At 74.1% G+C, this 14917-nt stretch carries 15 protein-coding genes and 1 pseudogene; 7 read left to right on the forward strand and 9 right to left on the reverse strand.

The genetic code is table 11. From position 1 onward, the window contains the following. Window positions 1–212 precede the first annotated feature (212 nt). The 4 genes and pseudogenes from ACIRS1_RS04475 to cobU all read right to left on the reverse strand — a co-directional run. On the reverse strand, window positions 213–1718 hold the full coding sequence (locus tag ACIRS1_RS04475) for a leucyl aminopeptidase (protein ID WP_360207527.1): 1506 nt from the start codon (window positions 1716–1718) through the stop codon (window positions 213–215). A 257-nt stretch (window positions 1719–1975) separates the two neighbouring features. Next, the gene (locus ACIRS1_RS04480) at window positions 1976–2755 is read right to left on the reverse strand and encodes an adenosylcobinamide-GDP ribazoletransferase (RefSeq protein WP_402836728.1); all 780 of its coding nucleotides are present in this window, start codon (window positions 2753–2755) and stop codon (window positions 1976–1978) included. A 92-nt stretch (window positions 2756–2847) separates the two neighbouring features. After that, the gene (locus tag ACIRS1_RS04485) at window positions 2848–3963 is read right to left on the reverse strand and encodes a nicotinate-nucleotide--dimethylbenzimidazole phosphoribosyltransferase (protein WP_360207521.1); all 1116 of its coding nucleotides are present in this window, start codon (window positions 3961–3963) and stop codon (window positions 2848–2850) included. A gap of 69 nt (window positions 3964–4032) precedes the next feature. After that, window positions 4033–4599: pseudogene (cobU, locus tag ACIRS1_RS04490) on the reverse strand (bifunctional adenosylcobinamide kinase/adenosylcobinamide-phosphate guanylyltransferase); the annotation flags it as partial. 119 nt (window positions 4600–4718) lie between these two features. Here cobU and ACIRS1_RS04495 point away from each other — a divergent pair. Beyond that, window positions 4719–4919, forward strand: a complete 201-nt coding sequence (locus ACIRS1_RS04495) for a hypothetical protein (protein WP_402836730.1) — start codon at window positions 4719–4721, stop codon at window positions 4917–4919. 17 nt (window positions 4920–4936) lie between these two features. Here the strand turns inward: ACIRS1_RS04495 and ACIRS1_RS04500 are convergent, their stop codons facing one another. After that, entirely contained in the window at window positions 4937–5677 is a 741-nt protein-coding gene (locus ACIRS1_RS04500) for a class I SAM-dependent methyltransferase (protein ID WP_387898671.1), read from the reverse strand. 155 nt (window positions 5678–5832) lie between these two features. After that, a complete protein-coding gene (locus tag ACIRS1_RS04505; RefSeq protein ID WP_360207515.1) occupies window positions 5833–6429 on the reverse strand; it encodes a DUF3043 domain-containing protein in 597 nt (198 codons plus the stop codon). A gap of 288 nt (window positions 6430–6717) precedes the next feature. On the opposite strand from ACIRS1_RS04505, the gene ACIRS1_RS04510 reads away from it, so the two are divergent. Together ACIRS1_RS04510 and ACIRS1_RS04515 are read left to right on the forward strand one after the other, a co-directional pair. Beyond that, window positions 6718–7521 carry a PspA/IM30 family protein gene (locus tag ACIRS1_RS04510; protein ID WP_360207513.1) on the forward strand — a complete coding sequence of 268 codons (804 nt, stop codon included), beginning with the start codon at window positions 6718–6720 and terminating at the stop codon, window positions 7519–7521. Between the two features lie 38 nt (window positions 7522–7559). Next, entirely contained in the window at window positions 7560–7853 is a 294-nt protein-coding gene (locus ACIRS1_RS04515; protein WP_402836733.1) for a hypothetical protein, read from the forward strand. A 107-nt stretch (window positions 7854–7960) separates the two neighbouring features. On the opposite strand, the gene nadA is transcribed toward ACIRS1_RS04515, so the two are convergent. Continuing rightward, window positions 7961–9145, reverse strand: a complete 1185-nt coding sequence (nadA, locus tag ACIRS1_RS04520; protein WP_402836735.1) for a quinolinate synthase NadA — start codon at window positions 9143–9145, stop codon at window positions 7961–7963. 193 nt (window positions 9146–9338) lie between these two features. Between nadA and ACIRS1_RS04525 the strand changes: the two genes are divergently transcribed. The 3 genes from ACIRS1_RS04525 (at window position 9339) to ACIRS1_RS04535 (ending at window position 12468) form a co-directional block, all read left to right on the forward strand. After that, complete coding sequence (locus ACIRS1_RS04525; RefSeq protein WP_402836737.1) at window positions 9339–10262, forward strand: NADP-dependent oxidoreductase; 924 nt, start codon at window positions 9339–9341, stop codon at window positions 10260–10262. 163 nt (window positions 10263–10425) lie between these two features. After that, window positions 10426–10890 (forward strand): Lrp/AsnC family transcriptional regulator, encoded by a 465-nt coding sequence (locus ACIRS1_RS04530; protein WP_360207502.1) that lies wholly within the window; start codon window positions 10426–10428, stop codon window positions 10888–10890. A gap of 210 nt (window positions 10891–11100) precedes the next feature. Then, window positions 11101–12468, forward strand: coding sequence for a pyridoxal phosphate-dependent decarboxylase family protein (locus ACIRS1_RS04535; RefSeq protein WP_387898330.1), 1368 nt, complete (start codon window positions 11101–11103; stop codon window positions 12466–12468). A 140-nt stretch (window positions 12469–12608) separates the two neighbouring features. On the opposite strand, the gene ACIRS1_RS04540 is transcribed toward ACIRS1_RS04535, so the two are convergent. Continuing rightward, a complete protein-coding gene (locus ACIRS1_RS04540; protein WP_360207688.1) occupies window positions 12609–13469 on the reverse strand; it encodes a GNAT family N-acetyltransferase in 861 nt (286 codons plus the stop codon). A gap of 247 nt (window positions 13470–13716) precedes the next feature. On the opposite strand from ACIRS1_RS04540, the gene erpA reads away from it, so the two are divergent. Further along, window positions 13717–14070: an iron-sulfur cluster insertion protein ErpA gene (gene erpA, locus ACIRS1_RS04545; protein WP_030391519.1), complete on the forward strand. Its 354-nt coding sequence runs from the start codon at window positions 13717–13719 to the stop codon at window positions 14068–14070. A 105-nt stretch (window positions 14071–14175) separates the two neighbouring features. Here erpA and ACIRS1_RS04550 read toward each other — a convergent pair whose 3' ends face one another. Further along, window positions 14176–14874, reverse strand: a complete 699-nt coding sequence (locus ACIRS1_RS04550) for a hypothetical protein (RefSeq protein WP_402836741.1) — start codon at window positions 14872–14874, stop codon at window positions 14176–14178. Window positions 14875–14917 lie beyond the last annotated feature (43 nt).

Below are 14917 nucleotides of genomic sequence, written 5' to 3' on the forward strand. Positions count from 1 at the left end.
GGCATCGTTGCAGCTCAACGGGGGGTTGACAGCTGCTTTCCGGGAGTTGTCGAGCTCCTCCGCGGCGGCCTCTTCCGCAGTGTGGAACAAAGTTTCGCCCGCAGCGAACAGGGGTGCGGGGCGGTCCCCGCGTCTACTCGCAGGTAACCGGCCCGGGAACGTCGACGGGGCCCGGCGCGGACGCGCCGGACCCCCGTGGAGCGGGTGGCCGATCAGGCCTTGGCGCCCGCCGCGGTCTGCTCGGCGTAGCGGACCAGGGTGCGCACCGCGCTCGCGGTGCCGCCCTTCGGGGTGTAGCCGAACGGCGCGGTCTCGTGGAAGGCCGGACCGGCGATGTCCAGGTGCGCCCAGTCGGTGCCCTCGGCGACGAACTCCTGCAGGAACAGGCCGGCCACCAGGCCGCCGCCCATCCGCTCGCCCATGTTGGCCAGGTCGGCGATGGTCGACTCGGTCATGCCCTTGCGCAGGTCGGCCGGCAGCGGCATCGGCCAGGACTGCTCGCCCGCCTCGCCCGCGATGGTGTGCAGGTTCTCGCGCAGCTCGGCGTTGTTGGACATCACGGCGAAGGTGCGGTGGCCCAGGGCCAGCACCATCGCGCCGGTCAGGGTCGCCACGTCGACGATGACGTCCGGGTTCTCCTCGCCGGCCCGCACGATCGCGTCGGCCAGTACCAGGCGGCCCTCGGCGTCGGTGTTCAGGACCTCGACGGTCTTGCCGCCGTACATCCGCAGCACGTCGCCCGGGCGGGTGGCGGAACCGGACGGCATGTTCTCGGCCAGCGCCAGCCAGGCGGTCACGTTGACGACCAGGCCCAGGCGCTTGGCGGCCACCACGGCGGCGAACACGGCGGCGGCGCCGGCCATGTCGCACTTCATGGTCTCGTTGTGGCCGGCCGGCTTCAGCGAGATGCCGCCCGAGTCGTAGGTGATGCCCTTGCCGACGAACGCCAGCGAGGCCTTCGCCTTCGGGTGGGTGTACGCCACCTTCACCAGCCGCGGCGGGTTGGCGGAGCCGCCGCCGACGCCCAGCAGACCGCCGAAGCCGCCCTTGAGCAGCGCCTTCTCGTCCAGCACCTCGACCTTGAGGCCGTGCTCCTTGCCGGCCGCCTGGGCGATCGCGGCGAAGCTCTTCGGGTTCAGGTCGTTCGGCGCGGTGTTGACCAGGTCGCGGGCCCGGTTCATCTCCTCGCCGACCACGGCGGCGCGCTCCACGGCGGCCTTGGCGTCCTTGCTGCCCTTGCGGGCGGTCAGCACGACCAGCTCGCCGACCGGCTCCTTGCCGTTGCCGTTGCCCTTGTAGGCGCCGAAGGCGTACGAGCCGAGCAGACCGCCGAGCGCGACCGCCTCGACGTCGTCCGCGGACTCCACGGGCAGGGCCAGGGCGACCTTCTTGGCGCCGGCCAGGGTGCGGGCGGCGACACCGGCGGCGCGGCGCAGGGTCTCCGCCTGGTAGCCGTCCTCGGCGGCCTCGCCGAGACCGACCGCGAGCACGAGCGCGGCCTTCAGGCCGGCGGCGGAGGGAACCTTGACGGCCTCGCCCTCGGCGCCGGTCGCGCCCAGGGTGCCGAGGACCTCGGCCAGCTTGCCCTCGAACGCCTCGTTCACGGCCTCGGCGCCGGGGGCCAGCGCGATGCCCTTGGGGCCCTTCGCGACACCGACCACCAGCGCGTCCGCGCGCAGCGAGGCGGCGGAGGAGGTGCTCACAGACAATGCAGTCACGTAATGCGTCCTGTTCTTTCGCGGTCCACGGCCGGTCGCGGCCTGACTGCCGCACCGGCGCAGCCAGCCGTCGCGGGCCGGTCCGCCGACGCGAGCCGGGTCCGGGCCCCCTGGCGCGCGCGGCCGCCCGCGGCGGGCGCGCACACCAGAGGCCCCGGCTCCTCGGTGAACGCCGGGCGGGCAGGACCTGCCACGGTGCAGGGCTGCGGTGCTCCCCGCATGGTAGTCCGCATGGTGGGATCACGCGCCGCCCGGTGTCAGCCCAGCAACGCCAAGGCGAACAGCGTCCCGGTCGCGGCGGTTTCCGCCATCGCTCCGAGCACGTCCCCGGTGATCCCGCCGAACCGCCGCACACACCGTCCCAGCAGCAGCCATGCGCAGCCGACGCCGAGCACAACGGACGCGGGGAGGCGCAGGGCTGACGATCCGTCGAACGTTCCGAGCGCGGCCAGCGCCAGCGCCGCGGCGGCCGTCCCCAGCGCCGCGCCGGCGGGCGGGACGGTCCCCGCCACCATCGCGCCCAGCCCGCCCGGCCGGGCGGGCGGCACCGACCGCAGGCACCCCCAGGCGAGCGCGCAGCGCGCGGCCACCGCCGAGGCCAGCACCGCGAGGGCCCCGCGCGGGAGGGACTCCGCGAACTGCCCGGCCAGCGCGGCGACCTGCGCGAGCAGCACGAGCAGCAGGGTCAGCACGCCGAACGGGCCGATGTCGGACTGCTTCATGATGCGCAGCGCGTCCTCGGCCGGCTTCCCGCTGCCCAGGCCGTCCGCGACGTCCGCCAGCCCGTCCAGGTGCAGCCCCCGGGTCAGCGCGGCCAGCACCCCGACCGCGGTGACCGCGCCGAGCGCCCCGCCGGCCCGCCAGGCCACCAGGGCCCCCGCCCCGGCGGCCAGCGCCCCGAGTACCAGCCCCACCAGCGGGGCGGCCGTCATCGCCCGGCCGCCGGCGGCGCGGTCCCACCGCTCCACCCGGACCCGGAGCACCGACAACGTCCCGAAGGCGAACCGCAAGCCCTCGGCCCAACTGGCGCCCTGCACGGCGTGTTTCCCTTCGACCGGAAGCGCCCCGGCCGGGGTGCCGGGGCGCTCCCCGGCCCCGGACGGGGCGCTGGTGATCCCTGGCGGCGCGGCTACAGCCGGCGCAGCAGGTCAGCCGCCGACGGCAGCTTCGGCTGCTCCTTCGGCCCCGCAGGGACGAACGCCTTCGGCGCCTCGTCCGCGAGCGCGTCGCCCGCGGCCTGAAGCAGCGGCAGGGCCAGCAGCGCGCCGACGCCCTCGCCGAGGGTGATCCCCTGGTCCTGCAGCGGCGTCAGGGTGAGCCGGTCGTAGGCCTTGGCCTGGGCCGGCTCACCGCTGGACTGCCCGGCGCGCCACCACTCCGGGGCGCGGAAGGCGATCCGCTGGGCGACCAGGGCGCAGGCGGCCGAGACGACGCCGTCCAGCACCACCGGCAGCTGCCGGACCGCGGCCTGCAGCAGGAAGCCGGTGATCGCGGCGAAGTCGGCGCCGCCGGTGGCGCCGAGCAGGGCCAGCTGGTCGCCGAGCACCGGCCGGGCCCGCCGCAGCGAGTCGCGGACGGTGGCGCACTTGACCATCCAGACCCGGTCGTCGATGCCCGAGCCGCGCCCGGTGACCGCGGCCGCGTCCGTCCCGCACAGGGCGCCGACCAGCACGGCGGCGACGGTGGTCGCGCCGACCCCGAGGTCGCCGAGCAGCACCAGGTCGGTGCCGGCGTCGGCCTCCTCGTCGGCGACGGCCATACCGGCCCGGAAGGCCCGTGCCGTCTCCTCGGGGGTGAGCGCGTCCTCGACGTCGATCCGGCCGGAGCCGCGCCGGATCCGGTGGGTGACCACCTCGTCGGGGAAGTCGGCGGGGTCGGCGTCCACCGCGACGTCGACGACCCGCACCTCGGCGCCGTAGCGCCGGGCCAGCCGGGCCACCGGCGCGGTGCCGTCCAGCACCGCGCGGACCCGGGCGGCGGTGCCGCCCTCGGCGGGCAGCCGGGAGACGCCGAGCGCGGCGACGCCGTGGTCGGCGGCGAACAGCAGCACCTTGGGGGCCGACACCGGCCGCACCGGGGAGCGCCCCTGCACGGACGACAGCCAGCTGCCCAGTTCCTCGAGCCTGCCCAGGCCGCCGCGCGGCCGGCCGGCCTCCTGCCAGCGTTCCTCGGCGGCCCTGCGGGCGCTCTCGTCGGGGCGCTCGACGAGCGAGGAGAACGTATCGAGATCCACGGTCGTGTCCATCGTCCGGAAGGCTACACGCCGCGGATGTTCGGGCCGAGGCTGGCGTGCGATGCCGTCGGCCGGGGGCGCTCAGCGCACCGGTCGCTCGTCCTTGATCGCCATCACCTGTCCGGCCACGACCAGCAGAACCCGCTGCGAGCCGTCCGCCACGGCCATGTTGAGCCGGCCCAGGGTGTCGCGGAAGCGCCGGCCGGCCGCGGTCGCCGGGACGACGCCCATCCCGACCTCGTTGCTCACCGCGACGACGGAGCGCGCGGTGGTCGCCCAGGCGCGCGCCAGCGCCTCGCACCGCCGCTGCACCGCGGCCTCGCCGCCGTCCGCCCACACCCGGTCGTCCCAGGCGCCGCACTCGTCCATCACGGCGGTCAGCCACAGGGCGAGGCAGTCGATCAGCACCGGCGCCGGGTCGGCGGAGTCGGCCAGCACGGCCTCCAGGTCGCAGGTCTCGGCGGTGCGCCAGCCGGACGGCCGCCGCTCGCGGTGCAGTTCGACCCGCTGGGCCCACTCGGCGTCCCCGTCCCGCGTGCCGCCGGTGGCGACGTACAGGACGTCGGGGCGGTCGGCGAGCAGCTGCTCGGCCCGGGTGGACTTGCCGGACCGGGCGCCGCCGAGCAGCAGGGTGCGGGGGAGTGCGGGGTGGGTCGCCATGGTGCTCATCCTGCCCGACGAGGCATACGGAAGATCGGGCCGGGCAGGCTAAGGTGCGCAGCACACAGGGCAGTGCACAGGCAGCGTCGTCAGTGGGAGGAGCCAGCATGGTCTGGACGTGGCGGTACGAGAAGGCGGACGGCACCATGGTGGCGCCCGACGGCGGCCAGGAGGAGTTCGCCGGCCAGGGGGACGCCGAGACGTGGATCGGGGAGAGCTGGAAGCAGCTCGCCGAGGGCGGCGTCGACACGGCCGTCCTGCTCGACGACGACCGGGTGATCTACTCGATGAGCCTGCACGAGGCATAACCCGCGCCGGGCGGGGCCTACTTGGCCCCGACCACGTGCAGCAGCGCGGCGACCTGCCGGTACGGGTCGGTGCGTCCGGCCCGGTACTCGGCCTCCAGCAGCTGCGCCAGTTGCCGGCCGTCCACGGGCGGGGCGGTGTCCTCGGGCGCGGTGTCGGTGAAGACCCGCACGCCGTACCAGTGCTTCAGCGGCACCGACACCTCGGAGAGCGTGACGGTGACGTCGGCGAGCCGGTCGGCGCGGGCGGCCAGGCCGAGCCGGTTGTAGTACCGGTCGGTCTCGAAGGCGTCCAGTGCGGCCCGCCAGTCGCCGGCGGCGGCGGGCCGCAGGGCGAGCGCGTCGCGGTTGCGGACCAGCAGCGAGAGTAGCCCGCCGGGCGCCAGCAGGCGGGCCAGCGAGGCGATCATCGGGTCCGGGTCGGGCAGGTACATCAGCACGCCGTGGCAGAGCACGACGTCGAAGCTGCGCGGGCCGAACCAGCGCCCGCACTGGTGGGCGTCGCCGCTGAGCAGCTGAAGCCGCCCGCGGACCTCCGCCGGCTCCTCGGCGAGCGCCCCCTGGGCGACGCCGAGCGCGACCGGGTCGGAGTCGATGCCGGTGACGTAGTGGCCGGCCCGGGCCAGGCGCAGCGCCTGGGTGCCCTGGCCGCAGCCGATGTCGAGGACGCGCTGCGCGGTGCGGCCGGTCAGCTGTTCGGCGAGCTGCCGGGAGACCAGCTCCTGGCTGACGAAGTCGCGCAGGCCGCCGTGCCGTTCCAGCCAGGCACCGGTGCCGCCGGCGAAGGAGCCGCTGCGGGAGGGCAGCCGGCGCTCCTGGATCCGGTCGTGCCCGCCGTCGCCCTGCCCCGGCAACGCGTACAGGCCGGGCCCCTCCCAGGAGGGCGGGGCCCAGCCGTAGTCCACCGGTTCGGCGGTCAGGGCTTCTCCCCGCGACGCACCTGCGGCTTGGGCAGTCGCAGCCGGCGCATCTGCAGGATGCGCATCAGGCCGTAGGCGACGGCGCCACGGGTGTTCTGGCCGGCGAAGCGCTCGGCGAGCTGCTTGCGCAGACCGAAGCCGAGCCGGACGAAGTCCAGGATCACCAGCACGAAGAACAGCAGGAACAGCACCGTGGACAGCAGCTGGAGGGTCGGCACCTTGACGATGCTGAGTACCAGGATGACCACGGCGGCCGGGAGGAAGAACTCGGCGAGCGACCAGCGGGCGTCCACGAAGTCGCGGGCGAACTTGCGCACCGGGCCCTTGTCACGGGCCGGGAGGTGGCGCTCGTCGCCCTCCAGCAGCGCGGTGCGCTGCTTCTCGCGCTCGGTGCGCATCCGGTCACGGGCCTGGCGGGCGGCCTCCTTGCGGTCCTTGGGCACCGTCACCCGGGTACGCCGGTTGGCCTCGGCCTCGTTGCGCTTGGGGGTGGGGCGCCCCTTCTTGGCCTCGGGGTGGCGGGCCTGGGTCGTCTCGTCCTGCTCCAGCACGGCGGCGGAGGCAGCGGCATCATCTGAACGGCGTCGGAACACACCACCAGCGTACGGGGTGCGGCGCGGCTTCCACGGGTGCCCTCGGACCCAAACGCATATCGATCGTCGCCGCCGGGGCCTCCCGACCCTTCCCGTAGGGGATCGATCGGATGGACCATGGAGGGGATGAGAGGCGGATCCACCCCGGGGAGGAGGAACTACCACTTGCCGCTGTAGCAGTCTTGTAGCAGGCAGGTGCACTGCGGCGACGGGCTCGCTGCACATACACTCGTCGTGTCTGGTACCGAGATAGAGACCGCAGGCCGGAGAAGGGGGCACCCGAGGCCCATGAGCGACGGAATCATGAAGCGTATGGGGCTGATCTTCCGCTCCAAGGCGAACAAGGCCTTGGACCGGGCGGAGGATCCCCGTGAGACGCTCGACTACTCCTACCAGAAGCAGCTCGAACTGCTGCAGAAGGTACGGCGTGGCGTCGCGGACGTCGCGACCTCGCGCAAGCGCCTGGAACTCCAGCTGACCCAGCTCCAGCAGCAGTCCGCGAAGTACGAGGACCAGGGCCGCAAGGCGCTGTCCCTCGGCCGCGAGGACCTCGCGCGCGAGGCGCTGACCCGCCGGGCCAACATGCAGTCCCAGATCACCGACCTGGAGACGCAGTACCAGGCCCTGCAGGCCGAGGAGGAGAAGCTCACGCTCGCCTCCCAGCGGCTGCAGGCCAAGGTGGACGCCTTCCGCACCAAGAAGGAGACCATCAAGGCGACCTACACCGCGGCGCAGGCGCAGACCCGCATCGCCGAGTCCTTCTCCGGGATCTCGGAGGAGATGGGCGACGTCGGCCTGGCCATCCAGCGGGCCGAGGACAAGACCGCGCAGATGCAGGCCCGCGCCGGTGCGATCGACGAGCTGCTGGCGTCCGGCGCGCTCGACGACGCGAGCGGCCTCGGCCGCAAGGACGACATCGAGGCGGAGCTGGAGCGGGTGGCCGGCGGCACCGACGTCGAGCTGGAGCTGGCCCGGATGAAGGCCGAGCTGGCGGGCCCGTCCTCCGGTCCGGCCGCGATCGAGCAGGGCCGTCCGCAGCAGCCGGAGGCCCACCCGCAGCAGGACACCCCGCGCATCAACTACAACAAGTGATCTGAGCTCCACCCCCACGAAGCAGGGAGACGCACGGCATGATCATGAGGGTCATGGGTGAGGGGCAGTACGAGGTGGGCGACGCCCACCTGAACCTGCTCAACGAGCTCGACGCCGAGCTCGTCACCGCAGTGGAGTCGGGGGACGAGGAGCTCTTCCGCCAGGCGTACGGCAAGCTGCTGGAGGCGGTGAAGCGGTTCGGCACCCCGGTGCCGCTGGACTCGCTGGAGCCGTCCGAGCTGATCCTGCCGAGCGCCGAGGCGACGATCCACGAGGTCCGCGAACTGCTGATGGCCGACGGCGAGGGCGTGATCCCGGGCTACCCCGAGTAGCCTCGCCGCAGGTCCGGTGCCAGACGAAAGGGCGGGCCCCCTCCGTTGGGAGGGGGCCCGCCCTTCGCGTGCGCCCGGCGGCCCGCTCCCCGCGGGCCGCCGGCCGGCTACGGCAGGGCCAGCATGCGGTCCAGCGCGGCCTTGGCGTACTTCTCGGTCTCCGGGTCGACGGTGATCACGTTCGGCACCCGGCCCTCGACCAGCGACTCCAGCGCCCAGACGAGGTGCGGCAGGTCGATCCGGTTCATGGTGGAGCAGAAGCAGACCGTCCGGTCCAGGAAGACGACCTCCTTGTCCGGGTGCGCCTTGGCGAGGCGGCGGACGAGGTTCAGCTCGGTGCCGATGGCCCACTTGGAGCCGGGCTCGGCGGCGTCCAGGGCCTTGATGATGTACTCGGTCGAGCCCACCATGTCGGCGGCCTCGACGACCTCGTGCCGGCACTCGGGGTGGACCAGCACGGTGACGCCGGGGATCCGCTCGCGCACGTCGTTCACGGAGTCCAGGTTGAACCGGCCGTGCACCGAGCAGTGGCCGCGCCAGAGGATCATCTTGGCGTTCCGCAGCTGCTCGGCGGTCAGGCCGCCGTTGGGCTTGTGCGGGTTGTACAGGACGCAGTCGTCCAGCGAGAGGCCCATCTCGCGCACCGCGGTGTTGCGGCCCAGGTGCTGGTCGGGCAGGAAGAGCACCTTCTGGCCCTGCTCGAAGGCCCACTCCAGGGCGCGCCGGGCGTTGGAGGAGGTGCAGATGGTGCCGCCGTGCCGGCCGGTGAAGGCCTTGATGTCGGCGGAGGAGTTCATGTACGAGACCGGGACGGTCACGTCGGCTATGCCGGCGTCGGTGAGCACGTCCCAGCACTCGGCGACCTGCTCGGCGGTGGCCATGTCGGCCATCGAACAGCCGGCCGCGAGGTCCGGCAGGACGACCTGCTGGGCGTCGGTGGTGAGGATGTCCGCGGACTCGGCCATGAAGTGCACGCCGCAGAAGACGATGTACTCGGCTTCCGGGCGGGCCGCGGCGTCGCGCGCGAGCTTGAAGGAGTCGCCGGTGACGTCGGCGAACTCGATCACCTCGTCGCGCTGGTAGTGGTGGCCGAGGATGAAGACGCGGTCGCCGAGCGCGGCCTTGGCCGCGCGGGCGCGCTCGACGAGGTTCGGGTCGGAGGCCGGGGGGAGGTCGCCGGGGCAGTCGACGCCGCGCTCGCTGTTCGGGTCGGCCTCACGGCCGAGCAGCAGCAGAGCGAGCGGCGTCGGAGCGGGGTCGACGCCGTGGGTCTCGGTGATGGTGGTGGTCACGGGCGGGTGCCCTTCTGTGCGGCCGATCAAGCGGTGAAGCCTTTTCGTCTATCTGACACTATCTATGATAACCGGTTAGCGTCAGAGTGACGATGGCCATCCTGTCGATGTGACGAGAACCGCTCGCCGGATCGGACCCTTCCCGGCGTGGCCGAATCCGTGGCGGCACCGGTCGGGGGTATGGGTTGGGGCCATGAAGGCAATCGCGATCAACCGCTACGGCGGCCCCGAGGTGGTCGAGTACACCGAGCTGCCCGACCCGAAGGTCGGCCCGGACTCCGTCCTGGTCCAGGTGCGCGCGGCCGGGGTGAACCCGGTGGACTGGAAGGTCCGCGAGGGAGGCCTGGACGGCCTGCTGGACGCGCACTTCCCGATGGTCATGGGCTGGGACGCGGCCGGCGTGGTCCGTGCGGTGGGCGGCGGCGTGACCGAGTTCGCGCCGGGGGACGAGGTGTACGGCTACGTGCGCAAGGACGCGGTGGAGCACGGCACCTACGCCGAGCTGGTCGCCGCCCCGGTCCGCACCCTCGCCCGCAAGCCGGCCGCACTGGACTGGGCGCAGGCCGGCGGCCTGCCGCTGGCCGGGCTGACCGCGCTGCAGGCGCTGCGGGCCCTGCGGCTGCGCGAGGGGGAGACGCTGCTGGTGCACGCCGCGGCCGGCGGCGTCGGCCACCTGGCCGTCCAGCTGGCCCGGGCCCGGGGCGCCCGGGTGATCGGCACCGCGGCCGAGCGCAACCACGACTACCTGCGCGGCCTCGGCGCCGAACCGGTGACCTACGGCGAGGGCCTGGCCGACCGGGTCCGGGAGCTCGCCCCGGGCGGTGTGGACGCGGCCCTGGACCTGGTCGGCGGCGGCGCGGTGCAGGTCTCGGCGGGCCTGGTCGCGGATCCGGGCCGGATCGCCTCGACCGCCGACTTCGGGGTGAAGGCGCTCGGCGGCCACTACGTCTGGGTCCGCCCGGACCGGGAGGGCCTGGCGGAGCTGGCCGCGCTCGCCGACGACGGCCGGCTGACGGTGACCGTCGCCTCGACCTTCCCGCTGGCCCAGGCGGCCTCCGCCCAGGCGCTCGGCGCGGAGGGCCGCACCCGCGGCAAGATCGTCCTGCTGGTCGACTGACGGCGGACGGCCGGCCGACCCCGGGCCGTCATCCGATCGCGGTGAACCCGCTGCCGAGATCCGCCAGAATGGTGGCGAACCGTTTCAGCAGTGACGGATGACGGCGGCGCCGCCCTGTCGGCCCCGCCGCCGGCCACCGTACGACCCGTGGAGCACCGCACCGATGACCAGCAGCCGAGCGCACGAGGTGATCGGGGCCGATCTCGACGAGACCGACCGGCTCCTGCTCGCCCGACTCGGCAGCGACGGCCGCGCCTCCTACGCCGAGATCGGCCTGCAGGTGAACCTCTCCGCCACCGCCGTGCGCCGCCGGATCGACCGGCTGCGGGCGCGCGGCGTGGTGCGCGGCTTCACCGTCGTGCTCGACCCCTCGGTGCTCGGCTGGCAGACCGAGGCCTTCGTCGAGGTCTACTGCCGCGAGCGGACCGCCCCCGAGGAGATCCTCGCCAGCCTGCGGCAGTTCCCCGAGGTCGTCGCCGCCTGGACGGTCACCGGCGACCCGGACGCCCTGGTGCACCTGCGCGCCGCCGACATGCGTCACCTGGAGGCCGTCATCGAGCGCATCCGGCGCGAGCCCGGCGTCCAGCGCAGCCGCTCCTCCGTCGTCCTCTCCCAGCTCATCGGCTGAAACCCGTCCGGCGGTAACGGCACGCCGCGCAGGAAACCTGCGCGGACCGGCCCGAAGACGCCCGAAACCTGCCTGACCAGCCGCGTTCCGACGCGCGGCGAAGCCCTCCGGCTGCCTACGCTGATCACGTCCGGCCAATGCGGTGAACTGTCCCGCCGACCGGACACGATCCACACCACCCCCGCACCCCCACTGCCGAGAGGGACAGCCGTGTCCGCAGCCCCCGACCGCATGCACCGGCCCGACAACGAACTGGTCGACCTGGTTTTCGACTACATGCGGGACCGGCTGCAGTACGACCCCGTCCCCCTCGACCACCCCGGTGACGGCGAGCACCTGCGCACCCAGCTGGCCGGCCTGCTCAACGAGCACGGCAACAGCCCGGCCGACGTGCTCAAGCTCTACGACCACGAGCTGTCCCGCGCGGTGATCTCCGCGGACAGCCCGCGCTACCTGTCGTTCATCCCGTGCGCCCCGACCAAGGCCGCGCTGCTCTTCGACATGGTGGTCTCCTGCGCGTCCCTGCAGGGCATCTCCTGGCTGGAGGCGGCCGGCGCGATCGCCGCCGAGAACCAGGTGCTGCGCCTGATCGCCGACCGTGCGGGCATGCCCGCCTCGGCCGGCGGCACCTTCGTCTCCGGCGGCTCCGCGGGCAACCTCTCCGCCCTCGTCGTCGCCCGTGACACCGCCCGCCGCCGGCTCGGCGTCGGCCCCGAGGCGCGCCTGCGGATAGCCGTCGCCGACCAGGTCCACTCCTCGGTCAAGAACACCTTCAACATCATCGGCGTCGAGGCCTTCAAGGTCCCGACCGTCGACCGCCGCTTCACCGGCGAGGCACTGCGCGCCGCCCTGGCCGCCGACCCCCACCCGGAGACGGTCATCGCCGTCGTCGGCACCGCCGGCACCACCAACGAGGGCATCGTCGACGACCTCGCCGGCCTCGCCGAGGTCGCCCGCGAGCGCGACCTGTGGTTCCACGTGGACGGCGCCTACGGCGGCGCGGGCCTGTTCGCCCCCTCCGTCCGCGAGCGCTACAACGGCATCGAGCACGCCGACTCCTTCGTCGTCGACCCGCACAAGTGGCTGTTCGCGCCCTTCGACTGCGCGGCGCTGGTCTACCGCAACCCGCAGCTCGCCCGCGCCGTGCACACCCAGGACGCCTCCTACCTCGACGTCCTGCACACCGAGGGCGACGAGTGGAACCCCACCGACTACGCCTACCACCTCACCCGGCGCGCCCGCGGCCTGCCGCTCTGGTTCTCGCTGGCCGTCCACGGCACCCAGGCCTACACCGACGCCATCGAGACCGGCCTCCAGCTCGCCCGGGACACCGCCCAGCTGATCCGCGAGACCGAGCACCTGGAGCTGCTGTTCGACCCGCAGCTCTCGGCCGTCTGCTTCAAGCGCACCGGCTGGACGAACGAGGACTACTACCGCTGGTCCCAGCAGCTCCTCGCCGACCAGATCGGCTTCGTCACCCCGACCGGCTGGGACGGCGAGACGGTCGCCCGCTTCGCCTTCCTGCACCCGGGCACCACCATGGAGATGGTCCGGGAGATCCTGGCCACCATGGCCTGAGTCCGGGCCGACGCTCCTGACGGGACCCCCGCCGCGCACCGCGGCGGGGGTCCCGTCGTGCCCGGGCCGTGGCCGCGGCGCCCGCGGGCCGCCCGCACCCGGCCGCCCGCACCCGGCCGCCCGGACCCGGCCGCCCGGACTCACAGGAAGGAGCCGCTCGGCAGGTACGGCGCCGGCGGCCGCATCCCGCGCAGCCCGAGGAAGCCGCGCCCGCGCACGGCCAGCCCCACCTCCAGGCCGACGTCCAGGGCCCACTCCTGCTCGGCGGTGACGAAGTCCACCCGCGCCTCGACCCCGTCCGGCACCCGGGCCAGCGCCTCGCGCAGCAGCCGGGCGGCGATCCGCTTGGTGGTGGCCGCCAACAGCCGCACGGCGCCGCCGTCCCGGTAGCAGTAGCCGCTGCCGGCCAGCGAGTCGGCGATCAGCAGCTCCTCGAAGTGGCCCAGCATCAGCTCGTGGTCCGGCCCGTGCGCCGAGCCGCGCAGCCGCCGGTCCACCGAGTCCAGCAGGTGCCGGTGGGTGGCGTTGCCGCGGTGCACCGGGATGTCCCCCGGGTCGATCAGCCCGGCCCGGTCCACCCGCCCGGCCAGCCGCATCGCCGGGTGCAGGGTGAACCCCGCCAGCCGGTAGCGCCGCACCGCCGCCGGGGAGTCCGGGGCGCAGACCATCCCGCGCAGGCAGCCCCCGGCGTGCGCCGCCGCCCGCTCCAGCAGCAGCAGGCCCACGCCCTTGCCCTGCGCCTGCGGACGGACCGCGAACAGGGACGGCATCCACAGGCCCTCGCGGCGCAGCGACAGCACCGCCCCGACCGGCTCCCCGCCGCTCTCCGCCAGCCAGCAGCCGCCCGGATCGGTGCGGGCCAGGTGCCTGGTCCCGGCCAGCTGCAGCGGGGTCGGCGCGGCGGCGGTGCCGGGCTCGGACGGATCGGCGGACGCGGCGGCGGAGACGTCCTGGACGGCCTCCGCGTCGGCGGCGGTGTCCCTGACCGGGCGCAGGATCATGGCCACCATCCTGGCGCCCGGCGGGCCGCCGCGGGGCCTGTTCAACCGGATCCGCAGCTCGGGGCGGTGCCCGGTCCTCCCGGGTTGTGCGAGCATGGGGAGCGTATGGGACGCGGGTGGCACACCCGGTCCACGGAAATTCCGCCGCCGACAGGCCTGCGAAAACGACCTCCGTCCGGGAAATGAATCCGGGCGGCCGTTGGTTGGCACTGGCGGCAGACCGTCGTCAAAGACCGGGAGAAAGCAGATGACCGTCCAGGACGAGACCACCGTCGAGAGTGGCATCCTCCTCACCGATGCCGCCGCGGCCAAGGTCAAGGGCCTGCTGGAGCAGGAAGGCCGCGACGACCTCGCGCTGCGCGTCGCCGTCCAGCCCGGTGGCTGCTCCGGCCTGCGTTACCAGCTGTTCTTCGACGAGCGCTCGCTCGACGGCGACGTGCTCAAGGACTTCGACGGTGTGAAGGTCGTCACCGACCGCATGAGCGCCCCGTACCTGGGCGGCGCCACCGTCGACTTCGTCGACACCATCGAGAAGCAGGGCTTCACGATCGACAACCCGAACGCCACCGGCTCCTGCGCCTGCGGCGACTCGTTCAGCTAGGCCCGCCGCTCCGTCGAGCAGCACGGCACGCGTGAAGGCGGCCCCGGGGATCCCTCCCCGGGGCCGCCTTCGCGTCGCACCGGCCCGGCCGGCCGCGGGCCGGCCCTACTGCCCGGCGACGTCCGGGGTGACCGGGTCCGGTCCGATGTGCGGATCGGCGTCCAGCGGCACCTCCTGGCCGGACGACTGGTCGGTCACCGTCCGCCCGGTCAGCGGCGACCGCAGGTCCGTGGAGACCGACTGCCGCTTGGCCAGCGCGTTGCAGACCTGCCCGGGCGTCATCGGCGCCGCCACCACCACGCGGACGTCGACCCGGCCCGGGTGCGACTCGTCCGCCTTCAGCCCGTACTGCTGGCAGACCCCGCCGAAGAAGTACACGGTCAGCTTGGTGCCGCCGTCCACCCGGTAGGAGACGGCCGGCCGGGCGCCCGCCGTCCCGTTCGGGTTCGGCTCGCCCACCGCGATCCCGTTGCCCGGGGGAGTGCCCGGGGTGGCGGTCGCGGAGGGCTGCGAGGGGGCCGGAGCCGCGCCGGTCGGCTGCGGGGCCGGGCTGGCCGGGACGGGCGCGGTGACCGGGGCGGAGGAGGGCGGGGTGGCGTCCGGCGCGGGGGCCTGCGGGGAGGCCGTCGGGCCGGGCGAGGCGGACCCGGAGGCCGATGCCGAGGCCGTGGCGCCGGCCGGTGCCGCGTCCGAGGCCGACTTGCCGTCGCCGTTGCACCCGGTCACCGTGACCGCCGCCGCCAGGGCCAGACCCGCCAGGGCCATCGCCCGCCGACCGCGCCGGGGCGTCGTCTCCAGATCCATCTGCACATCCTCCCGAGAGCTGGGCGGCTCCGGCCGCTCGGCC

This window comes from Kitasatospora sp. NPDC101176, from assembly GCF_044768035.1.
Taxonomy (GTDB): Bacteria; Actinomycetota; Actinomycetes; order Streptomycetales; family Streptomycetaceae; genus Kitasatospora.